General features: G+C 69.4%; 10 protein-coding genes. 6 read left to right on the top strand and 4 right to left on the bottom strand.

Annotated features, from left to right (window positions below; genetic code table 11):
* Nucleotides 1-17 precede the first annotated feature (17 nt).
* Entirely contained in the window at nucleotides 18-692 is a 675-nt protein-coding gene (locus tag K340_RS0117785; RefSeq protein ID WP_029137697.1) for a class I SAM-dependent methyltransferase, read from the top strand.
* Between the two features lie 251 nt (nucleotides 693-943).
* Nucleotides 944-2188 (top strand): NAD(P)-dependent malic enzyme, encoded by a 1245-nt coding sequence (locus tag K340_RS31180; protein WP_084614639.1) that lies wholly within the window; start codon nucleotides 944-946, stop codon nucleotides 2186-2188.
* Here K340_RS31180 and K340_RS0117795 read toward each other — a convergent pair whose 3' ends face one another.
* A complete protein-coding gene (locus K340_RS0117795; protein ID WP_154674337.1) occupies nucleotides 2189-3607 on the bottom strand; it encodes a hypothetical protein in 1419 nt (472 codons plus the stop codon).
* A 36-nt stretch (nucleotides 3608-3643) separates the two neighbouring features.
* Here K340_RS0117795 and K340_RS31185 point away from each other — a divergent pair, with 36 nt between their 5' ends.
* Nucleotides 3644-4069: a ribosomal protein L7/L12 gene (locus K340_RS31185; protein WP_037365461.1), complete on the top strand. Its 426-nt coding sequence runs from the start codon at nucleotides 3644-3646 to the stop codon at nucleotides 4067-4069.
* Here the strand turns inward: K340_RS31185 and K340_RS0117810 are convergent.
* Both K340_RS0117810 and K340_RS0117815 read right to left on the bottom strand, forming a co-directional pair.
* The gene (locus K340_RS0117810) at nucleotides 4051-4620 is read right to left on the bottom strand and encodes a GNAT family N-acetyltransferase (RefSeq protein WP_029137700.1); all 570 of its coding nucleotides are present in this window, start codon (nucleotides 4618-4620) and stop codon (nucleotides 4051-4053) included. The two genes, K340_RS31185 and K340_RS0117810, sit on opposite strands and share 19 nt — an antisense overlap.
* Nucleotides 4617-6281, bottom strand: a complete 1665-nt coding sequence (locus tag K340_RS0117815) for a DNA repair helicase XPB (RefSeq protein ID WP_029137701.1) — start codon at nucleotides 6279-6281, stop codon at nucleotides 4617-4619. The genes K340_RS0117810 and K340_RS0117815 overlap by 4 nt, the downstream gene beginning before the upstream one ends.
* A gap of 324 nt (nucleotides 6282-6605) precedes the next feature.
* Between K340_RS0117815 and K340_RS34500 the strand changes: the two genes are divergently transcribed.
* The 3 genes from K340_RS34500 (at nucleotide 6606) to K340_RS0117830 (ending at nucleotide 11227) form a co-directional block, all read left to right on the top strand.
* Nucleotides 6606-7418: an LppU/SCO3897 family protein gene (locus tag K340_RS34500; protein ID WP_051266737.1), complete on the top strand. Its 813-nt coding sequence runs from the start codon at nucleotides 6606-6608 to the stop codon at nucleotides 7416-7418.
* 115 nt (nucleotides 7419-7533) lie between these two features.
* Nucleotides 7534-8619 (top strand): LppU/SCO3897 family protein, encoded by a 1086-nt coding sequence (locus tag K340_RS34505; RefSeq protein ID WP_029137702.1) that lies wholly within the window; start codon nucleotides 7534-7536, stop codon nucleotides 8617-8619.
* 67 nt (nucleotides 8620-8686) lie between these two features.
* The gene (locus tag K340_RS0117830) at nucleotides 8687-11227 is read left to right on the top strand and encodes a DEAD/DEAH box helicase (protein WP_029137703.1); all 2541 of its coding nucleotides are present in this window, start codon (nucleotides 8687-8689) and stop codon (nucleotides 11225-11227) included.
* A gap of 39 nt (nucleotides 11228-11266) precedes the next feature.
* Here the strand turns inward: K340_RS0117830 and K340_RS0117835 are convergent, their stop codons facing one another.
* Complete coding sequence (locus K340_RS0117835; RefSeq protein ID WP_154674338.1) at nucleotides 11267-12271, bottom strand: hypothetical protein; 1005 nt, start codon at nucleotides 12269-12271, stop codon at nucleotides 11267-11269.
* Nucleotides 12272-12277: the final 6 nt, after the last annotated feature.

A 12277-nucleotide genomic window follows, 5' to 3' on the forward strand; every position in this document is an offset into this window, starting at 1 on the left:
CTGGCTACGGTAGTCGGATGCCCACTGAACAACGACGCTGGCAATCCGAGGCCGACCGACTGGCCAATGAGTCCGTCGGACGCGGCGATCCGACCGGTTGGTTCGAAATCCTCTATGCCGCAGGCGAATCGGGCGAAGTAACGATGGCCTGGGACCGGTCGGCACCGATGCCACTGCTCGAGCGATGGGTGAACTCCAGGCCGGCGGAGTCAGCGGCCGGACCCGAGTCCGCGGTGGTGGTGGGATGCGGGCTCGGGGCCGACGCCGAGTTCCTGGCCGCACGCGGATTTCAGACCACCGGGTTCGATCTGTCACCGACCGCGATCCGCACCGCGACCCGGCGCTACCCGGATTCGTCGGTGAACTACGCGGTCGCCGACCTCTTCCAGCTGCCGCCGAAATGGCACCGCTCCTTCGACCTCGTGGTGGAGATCTACACCGTGCAGGCGATGCCGCCGGCCGTCCGCGCAGCGGCCACCGCCGCGGTCGGGGAGTTGGTCGCCCCGTCGGGAACGCTGCTCGCCATCCAGGTCGAGCCCGGCCCCGATGACGACGGGTCGGGACCACCGTGGTTGCTGAGCCGGGAGCAGGTCGAGGCTTTCGGCGCCGGGGGGCTGCGGCAGGTTCGCCTCGACCAGGTGGCCGACGATGACGGAAGCCGCTACTGGCAGGCTGAGTTCCACCGCGACTGAGCCCGCCCGGCCCGCCCGGCCCGCCGCGACCCGACCGGCCCGCCGCGACTGATCCCGCCCGGCCGACCGCGACCCGCCCGGCCGCCACCGCGGAGCAACACGCCCGAACCGGATGTGGGATGATTGCGACATCGGTGGCGCACCAGCCACCGGTGCCATGTTCACGGTTCGGGCAATCCCCAGACGCCGGGCGGCACCGAAGCAGCAACACTCGCTCGATGTCCGCGATTCGCGCCGATCTTGGAGTCCTGATGACCGATCCTGTTTCGCCGCCTGGAGTTTCGGCGGGAACTGACCCGACACCAGCGCCGACCTCGTCCCGGCCGCACCCGGCGGCCATCCTGCCCCACCTGCGGCCGATCTTCGATCTGCACGAAGGCGGGAAGATCTCGGTCGAGCTCAAGCAGCCGATCCGCGACCGCGACGATCTGTCGAAGGTCTACACCCCGGGGGTGGCCGAGGTCTGCGAGCACCTGGTCAGCAATCCCGCCGACAAGGCCAGGTACACAGCAGCGACCCGCACCATCGCGGTGATCAGCGACGGCACCGCGGTGCTCGGGCTCGGCAACATCGGGCCGTCCGCGTCGCTACCGGTGATGGAGGGAAAAGCCTGCCTGTTCAAGCAGTTCGGTGGCCTCGACGCGTTCCCGATCGTCCTCGACACCACCGACACCGACCGGATCGTCGACGCGGTGATCGCGATGGCGCCCAGCTTCGGCGGTATCAACCTCGAGGACATCGCGGCGCCACGGTGCTTCGAGATCGAGCGACGGGTCATCGCTGCGTTGGACATCCCGGTGATGCACGACGACCAGCACGGCACGGCCATCGTGGTGACCGCGGCGCTGCGCAACGCCCGGATCGTCACCGGGCGGGCGGACGGTGATCTGCGGGTGGTGATCGCCGGCGCCGGCGCCGCCGGCGTCGCCTGCGCGAAGATGCTGCACGCCGCCGGGGTCAGTGACATCATCGTCACCGACAGCAGGGGCGCGATCCATTCCGGTCGCACCGACCTGCACAGCTCCAAGCAGGAACTGCTCGCGTTCACCAACTCCGGCAACGTCTCCGGCACCACCGAGGAGGTGCTGGCCGGTACCGATTGCTTCATCGGACTGTCCGGCGGGACCATCGACCCGGAATCCATCGCCACGATGAACCCGGAGCCGATCGTCTTCGCGCTGTCCAACCCGAACCCCGAGATCGACCCGAGAGCGGCGGCCCGCCGGGCGGCGGTGGTGGCCACCGGGCGCAGCGACTTCCCGAATCAGATCAACAATGTGCTGGCCTTCCCGGGAGTGTTCCGCGGAGCCCTTGACGTCGGCGCGACGGCGATCACCGAGCCGATGAAGATCGCCGCCGCGCTGGCCATCGCCGACGTGGTGCGCGACGAACTGGCCGCGGACCGGATCGTGCCGGACCCCTTCGACCCGCGGGTGGTGCCGGCGGTGACCAGCGCGGTCGCCGCCGCCTGGACGGCCGGCGCCGGTCGGTCATAGTCAGCCGGGGCGGTAATCGGCGATGCCCGGCGCGGATTCCAACAAGGTGACGGACTTGAGGCCGGTGGACAGGCCGGGGTCGGCCCGGGAGATGGCCGAGACCCGGCTCGCTGCCTGACCGGCGGTGACTTGCGCGGCCGGGTTGGTCGGTCCGAACAGCGAATCCGGTGACGCCGGTGCCAGGCCCTTCAGCACCTCGGCGGCCGACGCCCTGGTGAGCTTCTTCGCGGCGCACATCGGCTCCAACAGCCGGGACCAGGCCTCACCGGTTGCGTACCCCTCCAGCATCCGTGGGCCGGGATCGGTGCCGCCGGCGTCGGCGAAAGCGGTGTCGACGGCCAGCACGCCCGGATGGTCGGCGCCGGAGGATGGGGTGACGGTGGCGACCAGCAACCGGTTCCACTGTCCGGCCGGCATTCCGGCGGGCAGGTAGCCGTCGAGCGTGGTGACGACGATCGGCCCGGTCGCCGCGCCGTCGTCGGCGGTGCCGCCGCTGGTGGCGGGCTCGGAGCCGGCGGTTCCGGATTCCGTCGCCGGCTCGGAGATCGCCGATCCCGCCGTACCGGTGCCGGCGGCCGATGATGCGCCGCTGGCCACGGCCGAACCGGGAGATGCCCCCGGTGCTGTTGCGGTGAGCAGGGTGGCCACCTGCTCCGGGGTCGTCGCCGCGAAGACTGCCGGAATGTCTTGCGGCACAGCGTCTCCGCTCCTCAGGACCCGGAGCGTCACGCCGTTGGTCTTGGCCCACCAGGCGAGGCCGGTCAGCGCGTCGGTCGCCCTGGCCGAATCGTCGACCAGCACGCCGAGGGTGCTGCCGGCGGTCAGCACCTTCGCCGACAGCAGGTACGCGGCGGCGTTGATCGCCAGGATGTCGTCGGTCGCGCCGAGCACCACCGGCGACGGCCAGGCGAGTTGCTCGGAGAGGCCCTCGGGGGTGAACGCCTGGACGCCGTCGGCCCGGATCCGGCTGGCCAGGCTCAACCCCTTGGCACCCGGCTCGAGGGTGATCAGACCGAGCGTGCTGCGGCCCAGGTTCTCGTACGACTCGTCGAGAGTGGCCGCGGTCGACGGGTCCGGCCCGGCGATCTGGATGGTGCGGTTGCAGATCCCGCCGGTGTTGTTCACCGTGTCCCGCCAGAGATTCACGCCCGCGGTGAAGCCGCGGTCTGTGGCCGGGTCGACCAGCAGACCGAGCGAGATGGAGGCATCGTCGACGCCGGGGCCGGTCAGCATGCCGTCAACGGTCACCGGGACCACCGATGGTGCCGTCGTCGGTGCCGGGGTCCGGCCGCCCGATCCCGAGGTGGCGACCGCGGTGCCGGGGGTCGGGCCGTCGGGCGTCGCGGTGGATGTGCAGGCGCTCGTCAACAACCCGCCGGTGATGATCAGCGCGGCGACTGCTGGGCGGGATCGGCGCACCAGACCAACCTACTGTGCGCCCTAGACTGCGTAGTCGTGGATGCCTGGTTGTGGGTCGTTGTCGCTGTCCTGCTGGTGGTGCTGGTGGTGGTGCTGGCCAGGCGGACCGCAGTCGGCCGGGTCGATCCGACCCAGCTGCTGCTCGATCCGACCCTGATGGCGCAGGTGCGCTCGCTGGCCGAGTCGGGGCAGAAGGTGCAGGCGATCGCGACCCTGCGCAGCGGCACCCCCGGACTCGGGCTGGCCGCCGCGAAGGCCATCGTCGACCGGATGACCTCGCCGGCGGCAGCGCCGGCCGTGCCGCAGACGAAGACGCAAGGAGTCCCCGCCGTCCCGCCGGACATTGCGGCGCAGGTGCTGTTGTTGAAGTCGCAGGGCGAGCAGATCGCGGCGATCAAGCTGGTCCGCGAACACACCGGATGTGGCCTGCGGGAGGCGAAGGACTACGTCGACGGTGTGTGAGTCGGCTGGTGGTCAGTCGACGGCTGCCAGGCCAACGGTGCGGCCGGCCGTGCCGGCCGTTCCGGCGACAGATCCAGTTGCCACCAACCGACATCCCACCAGCGGGCCGCCTTGTAACCGACGCCGCGATAGACCCCGACCGGCTGAAATCCCATGACCTCGTGCAGCCGTTCGGAGGCGGGATTCGGCAGCGTCACGCCGGCGAACGCCGCCGTGTAGTTGAGCGTGCGCAGGAGGTCGACCAGTTCGGTGTACAGCCGCCGTCCCCAGCCGCCCCGCTGGATGCCCGGCGACAGGTAGATCGAACAGTCCGCCGCCCACCGGTAGGCATCGCGGGCCCGATGACGCGATGCGTAGGCATAGCCGGCAACGGCGCCGTCGATCTCGACCACCAGCCACGGCAGCCGCGGCTCGGCGAGCATCCGGGCCGCCAGCTGATCGGCGTCCGGGGCAGTCTCCTCGAACGAGATCACCGTGTTCTCCACGTAGTACCGGTAGATGCCGGCGATGGCGGCGGCGTCCTCCGGTGTGGCGGCCCGGATCCGGCTCACTCGGCGGCTTCGCCGATGGCGGGGCCGAGCAGATCGTCGGCGTCGATGATCCGGTAGGCGTATCCCTGTTCGGCCAGGAACCGCTGCCGGTGCGCGGCGTAGTCGGTGTCGACGGTGTCGCGGGTGACGACCGAGTAGAAGTGCGCCTGTTTCCCGTCTGCCTTCGGCCGCAACAGCCGGCCGAGCCGCTGCGCCTCCTCCTGGCGGGACCCGAAGGTGCCGGACACCTGCACCGCCACCGAGGCTTCCGGTAGGTCGATGGAGAAGTTCGCCACCTTGGACACCACCAGCGTCGGGATCTCGCCGGCCCGGAAGGCGTCATACAGCCGTTCGCGCTCCGCCGTCTTCGTCGAGCCCTGGATGATCGGCGCGTCGAGCGCCTCGCCCAGCTCGTCGAGCTGGTCGAGGTAGGCGCCGATCACCAGCGCCGGCTCGCCGGGATGACGATCCAGGATCGATTGCACCACAGGCAGTTTCGTCCGCAGGGTGGAGGCGAGCCGGTACCGCTCGTCCGGCTCGGCGGTGGCGTAGTTCAGTCGTTCGGACTCGGTCGGTGTCACCCGCACCTCGATGCAGTCGGCCGGCGCGATCCAGCCCTGGGTCTCGATGTCCTTCCACGGAGCGTCGTACCGCTTCGGCCCGATCAGCGAGAAGACGTCACCCTCGCGGCCGTCCTCACGGACCAGGGTTGCCGTCAGCCCCAAACGGCGCCGGGACTGCAGGTCCGCCGTCATCCTGAAGACCGGAGCGGGCAGCAGGTGCACCTCGTCGTAGATCACCAGTCCCCAGTCGTGCGAATCGAACAGATCGAGGTGGGCGTACACGCCCTTCGTCCGCCTGGTCATCACCTGGTAGGTGGCGATGGTGACCGGCCTGATCTCCTTGCGCTCGCCGGAGTACTCACCGATCTCGTCCTCGGTGAGCGAGGTACGGGCGATCAGCTCGCGTTTCCACTGCCGGCCGGCGACGGTGTTGGTGACCAGGATCAGCGTGGTGGCGGCGGCCTCGGCCATGGCCGCGGCGCCGACGATGGTCTTGCCGGCGCCGCAGGGCAGCACCACGACTCCGGACCCGCCCTGCCAGAAGCCGGCCACCGCCTCGGACTGGTACGGCCGCAGCTCCCAGCCGTCGGTGTGCAGGGTGATCGGGTGGGCCTTGCCGTCGACGTAGCCGGCCTCGTCCTCGGCCGGCCAGCCGACCTTGAGCAGGATCTGCTTGAGCCGGCCCCGCTCGGAGGGATGCACGATCACCGTGTCGTCGTCGATCCGCTGGCCCAGCATCGGGGCGACCTTCTTGTGCCGCAGGATCTCTTCGAGCACGGCCCGGTCGGTGCTGTGCATGATCAATCCGTGGGCCGGGTGGGTCCGCAAGACCAGCCGGCCGTAACGCGCCATGGTGTCGACCACGTCGACCAACAACGCCTGCGGCACCGGGAAGCGCGACCAGCGGACCAACGCGTCCACCACCTGCTCGGCATCGTGCCCGGCAGCGCGGGCGTTCCACAGCGCCAGCGGGGTGATCCGGTAGGTGTGGATGTGCTCGGGGGAGCGTTCGAGTTCGGCGAACGGGGCGATCGCCGCCCTGGCGGCGGGCGCGTCGGCGTGGGCGATCTCCAGCAGGACGGTCTTGTCGGATTGGACGATCAACGGGCCGTCGGTCACTGGCAGATCCTTTCTCGCGTTCCCGGGTGGGACACCCATTGTCCAACGAGACGCCGACAACGCCCATTCCCAGTGCCCGGCCTGGCCGGCAAGGCGCCAGGATCGGCGCCGTCGAGGCGCCGGAACAGGGCTGACGAGCACCAGATCACACCCATGAACCTGCTCGAACGGCCATCGCGCCACGAATCAGCCGATAGGGTCTGCCGCGGACGGTGGGCCGGCATGCAACCGAAATGCCCCCCGGCAACGCCCCATGACCAGCACTCCAGTGGTCGGTGATCCAGGCCGCAGCTGAGCACGATCGACACCTATCGGAGGTCTCCCATGTCGACACCACAGGACCCGCAGCGTCCCTACGATCCGGCGGACGGGTCGTCACCACAGACACCGCAGGTGCCTCAGGCGCCGCCGGCAGCGCAGACCCCGGCCGGCCCGGATGCCGATCCGAATGCGCAGGCGCCGTCGCTGGACAAGAGCCGGCAGCCCGCGGATCCGTACGGCAGCGCCGGCTCCACCGGCCCCGGTTCCGGCGGTTACCAGCCCAACTACCAGCAGGCACAGCCCGGCTTCCAGCCGGATCAGCCCGGGTTCCAGCAGGGGGTGCCGCCGGGGTTCCAGCCGGCACCTCCGACCCCGCCGGCCAAGAACAAGAACCGGAACATCATCATTGCGGTCGCGGTGGTGATCGCCGTCGCCGTCGTCGGTTTCTTCGTCTGGCAGTCGCAGAAGAACGACACCAAGAACGCGGCGGTCGGGGCCTGCATCAACGTGATCGAGGCCAGCGCCACCAACGCCAAGACCGAGCAGATCGACTGCGGCGACCCCAAGGCCGGCTATATCGTCACCGAGACCGGCAAGAAGATCGACTGCGAAGAGAACGAAACCAGTTACACCGAGGGGGACACCGTGGTGTGCATGCGTCCGAACATGCAGGAGGGCGACTGCGCAAAGGTCGGCACCAGCGCCGCGAACGGCGATATGGAGATCATCGACTGCGCCACTGCCACGGCCGACGACGTCAAGCTCGTGTTGCTGGACACCAACAGTTCCGATGCGAGCAAGTGCTCGGAGGATCAGCTCGCGCTGGACCTGCCCAAACGCAACGTCGTCTACTGCTTCGCTGCCGCGAAGTCCTGATCCACGGGTCGAGCGCGGGCGCGGCCGTCGCGGGTGACGGCCGGCTGCGACCGATACCCTCGAACGCAACAGTCGGCCTCGTCGGGGGTCCGGAACAAGGGCGGAAGGACGAGGAATGACGAATCCGTACGACCCGAACCAGGGCTCATGGCAGGGCGGCCAGCAGGGCCGGAGCGACGGACCGGGCTGGAACCAGGGCGGGCAGCCGGGTCAGGGCGACCCCGGGAGCTGGAACCAGGCAGGTCCGGGCGGTCCGGGGTACGGACAGCAACCGGGACAACCGTCATTCGGCTGGCAGCCGGAAGCTGCCGGCGGGGGCCAGCCGACACAGGGCTACCCGGGCGGACCGGGGCAGTTCGGCTGGCAGCCACCGGGGCCTCCGCCCGGTCCGGGCGGCTGGCCGCCGGCCGGTCCCGGCGGCGAACCGCCGCGCCGGCGGACGAACCTGTGGGTCGCGCTGGGTGTGGTGCTGGTGCTGGTCGTCGCGGGGGTCGTCACCTGGGTGGTGGTGGCGAACAAGTCCGACAACACCGCTGACGGCGGCCCGACGAGCACCGCATCGATGACGCCGCCGGTCCCGCCGTCCAGCGCCGACGCCGGGACCGTCGACACCACGGCAGCATCGACCACCGCCGAATCGACAACCGCGGAATCGACCACCGAGCAGTCGACGGCGGCCGAGTCGACGGCGGAGGAGTCGACCACGGCGGCATCGACGACGGAGGAGTCGACCGCAGCGGCATCGACGACCGAGGTGTCGACGACCCGGGTGACCACCGCAGCCGCTGCGGTGAAGGTCAAGGTCGGGGACTGCGTCCACATCGAGAACGCGACCCAGGTCGATCTGAACGAGGCCGGCGTCGCCTGCAGTGACCCCACGGCCGTCTACCGGATCACCGTGATCGGCACCAGCAAGTCCGCCTGCGACAAGAACGAGGCGAACTGGTCGGGGATCAAGGGTGGACTCACCGGCAAGACCCTGTGCCTGCTGCCCACCCTGAAGCAGGGCGATTGTTTCCGGACCGCCGGCGCCGCGAACGGCGACTACGAGAAGATCCCGTGTGCCGAGGCGAAAGCCGGCGACAGCAAGGTCGCCTACGCCAGCACCAGTACCGCCGACGTCAGCAAGTGCGCGAAGAACACCTCGCCGTACGAGTTCCCGAAGCGCAAGGTGCTGTACTGCTTCGCGAAGGTCAGCTGATCATCGCCAACGGCGGGTCGACCGGCCGCCTCCCGGATGCGGCGCGCGACCGCAGTGCGAGCTCCCGATGACCGACCGACTGATCGACCGGCTCGGCGCCCCGGGCGATCTCGACGAGGGCCAGTTGCTGGACGTCTTCGCCGAGTGGGCGGCCGCGTCGGGCCGCCCGCTGTACAGCCATCAGGAGGTGGCGCTGCTGGAGATCGTCGCCGGCTCGCACGTGATCGCCGCCACCCCAACGGGTTCCGGCAAGAGCCTGATCGCCACCGCTGCGCTGTTCAGCGCCATGGCGACCGGTAAGCGGGCCTACTACACCGCGCCGATCAAGGCCCTCGTCAGCGAGAAGTTCTTCGAACTGGTGGAGATCTTCGGTACCGACAACGTCGGGATGGTGACCGGCGACTCGTCGGTCAACGCGCAGGCGCCGATCATCTGCTGCACGGCGGAGATCCTGGCCGGGGTGGCGCTGCGCGGCGGCGCCGAACCCGGTGACCAGGCCGAGGTCGGCGTCGCGGTGCTCGACGAGTTCCACTACTACGGCGACCCGCAACGGGGCTGGGCCTGGCAGGTGCCGTTGCTGCAGCTGCCGCGGACGCAGTTCGTGTTGATGTCGGCGACGCTGGGCGACGTCTCGTTCTTCGCCGAGGACCTGCTGGCCCGCTCCGGTCGCGAGGTCGCGGTCCTGGACGGGGTGGAAAGGCCGGTCCCACTGCACTTCAGCTACGAGATCCGGGCGCTGCAGGAAACCCTGGAGGAGTTGCTGTTCACCGGGCGGGCGCCCGTCTATATCGTCCATTTCACCCAGGCTGCGGCATTGGAACGGGCGCAGGCGCTGTCCAGCATCAACGTCGCGAGCCGCGAGGACCGGGACAAGATCGCCGAGCTGATCGGCGATTTCCGCTTCTCCTCCGGCTTCGGCAAGACGCTGTCCAGGCTGATCCGGCACGGCATCGGCGTGCACCACGCCGGGATGCTGCCCAAGTACCGGCGCCTGGTGGAGAAGCTCGCGCAGTCCGGTCTGCTCAAGGTGATCTGCGGGACCGACACCCTCGGCGTCGGCATCAATGTGCCGATCCGCACGGTGCTGCTCACCTCGCTGTCGAAGTACGACGGCCGGCGCACCCGGCTGCTGTCTGCTCGTGAGTTCCACCAGATCGCCGGCCGGGCCGGCCGGGCCGGCTTCGACACCTCCGGTGACGTCGTAGTGCTCGCGCCCGAGCACGAGATCGAGAATGCCAAGGCCGTGAAGAAGGCCGGTGACGACGCCGCCAAGCGGCGAAAGGTGGTGCGGCGCAAGGCCCCTGAGGGGTTCGTCAACTGGTCGGAGAGCACCTTCGACCGGTTGGTCGCGGCCGAGCCGGAGCAGTTGCGCTCGCACCTGAAGATCAGCCACTCGGTGATGCTGGCGCTGTTGTCCCGGCCGGGCGACGCGGTAGCTGCCACCCGGGCGCTGATCGAGGACTCGCACGAGCCGCGGGAACGTCAGCTGCGACACCTGTTGCGGGCCATCGCCATCGGTAAGGCTCTGCTCTCGGCCGGCGTCGTCGTGCGGTTGCCCGAGGTCGACGAGCTGGGTCGCCGGTTTGCGCTGACCGTCGATCTGCCACCGGATTTCGCGCTCGACCAGCCGCTCTCACCGCTGGCGATGGCGGCGATCGACATTCTGGATCGGGAGAACGAGAGCTATCCGCTGGACGTGGTGTCGTTGTTCGAGGCGACGCTGGAAGGTCCGGGAACGGTGCTGAACGCGCAGCGCTTCCACGCCCGCGGCGAGGCGGTCGCGTCGATGAAGGCCGACGGCATCGAGTACGAGGAGCGAATGGAGCTGCTCGATCAGATCGACTACCCGAAGCCGCTGGAAGACCTGATCGAGGTGGCGTACGGGTCGTACCGGGCCGGCCATCCGTGGATCGCCGAGTTCCAGCCGGAACCCAAGTCGATCGTCCGGGACCTGTACGAGCGGGCGATGACCTTCAACGAGTACGTGTCGTTCTACGGCCTGTCCCGGTCCGAGGGCGTGCTGCTGCGCTACCTGGCCGACGCGTATCGCACCATGCGCCGCACGGTACCGGCGGCGGCCCGCACCGAAGAGGTCGACGACCTGATCAACTGGCTGGGAGAACTGGTGCGCGGCATCGATTCCAGCCTGCTGGACGAGTGGGAGGCGCTGGCCCACCCGGATGACGCCGTGTTGGTCGACGGGCAGCTGCGGCCGCCGACGGCCGCCCGCGGGATCACCGCCAACGAGCGGGGTTTCACGATCCTGGTGCGCAACGCCATGTTCCGGCGGGTGGAGCTGGCCGCCCGGGGCGCCTGGGACGCGTTGGGGGAGTTGGACTCCGCCGCCGGCTGGACTGCGACCCGGTGGGCCGAGGCGATGGACGAGTACTTCGACGAGTACCCCGATCTCGGCGTCGGCCCGGATGCCCGCAGCGCCGGCATGATCACCATCGCCAAGCAATCGGGCCAGTGGCGGGTCCGGCAGGCCTTCGACGACCCGGAGGGCGACCGGGACTGGGGCATCGTCGCCGACATCGACCTGGCGGCCAGTGACGAGGCCGGCGAGGCTGTCGTGAGCCTGGTTGCGGTCGGGCCGATGACCGGCTGAACCGTTTCGACGACAGCTCCGTGGGACACCGAAAGCTGGTCAGGCCCACGGGATCGGGTCCGAGCCGATCGCGATCAGGCTGCCCGTCAGCTCTCGGCCGCCGGCGGCCAGGACGCCGCACTGCGGGGTGGAATCCTGCGGGATCGTCGCACCCTTGATGGTCTGGCCGTTGTTGTCGATGGCCTGGACGCTGACGACCAGCCGGCCGTCACCGAAGAGATCAGGATTCTTCGTCACCTGCTCGGCCAACTTCGCGCAACTCGACACCAGGGTGGCCCGCGCCACGTCCTCGGTCACCATCGCGTAGCCGAAAACCTCTCCGTGGTGCGCGTTCGTACAACTGGCCGAAGTCGCCTGAGTCCAGTCGGCTTCAGCCGGGCAATAGCCGAGGTAGTCGCGGCCGACCCCGGTTGATACCGCATCGTGCAGGGTGCCCCGATAGCGAACGAGCGACTCTCCGTCCGTGTCCCGGTCGGTCAAATACACGGTGCAGGCCAACCATTGCGCTCCGGCGGCTCGCTGTTGGGCGGTCGGTGCCAGCGGCGCGAAGCCCACGAAGATGGTCAGCCACCAATAGCCGAACAGGGTCGATGGCGGCCGACCGGCTGCATCCGGCAGTCCGATGAATGGCCCTGCGCCATCGTTGCAGGATTGGTAATTCTGGTCGTCGACGGTCAGCCCGCCCTCGGAACTGTCGGTCATCTTCACCGGTGTCGGATGGGTGATCACCGAAACCACTTCGCCGTAGTGCGCCAGTTCGCACCCGCCCAGGCTCAGGTCCGGATAGTGGTAGGCCGCCGAGTCGGTCACCCAGTTCCACTGCACGTCGAACGGCTGCCCGACGCAGTCGCCGATCGACGGTGCCGCGGGTACCGCAACGGGCTGGGCCGACCCCGGAATGCCCCGACCGATGACGTTCGGAACGATCACCGCGGCCAGCAGCCCCAGCACGATGAGCAACACCCCAACCGCTCGTCGATCGGTCACCGGACCCCCGGTGGGCGGCCCTGATGACCATTCGGGAAGCAGCGCGCCCTCGCTCATTCGTAT

It is taken from the genome of Nakamurella lactea DSM 19367 (assembly GCF_000426645.1).
In the GTDB taxonomy this organism is placed as follows: domain Bacteria; phylum Actinomycetota; class Actinomycetes; order Mycobacteriales; family Nakamurellaceae; genus Nakamurella; species Nakamurella lactea.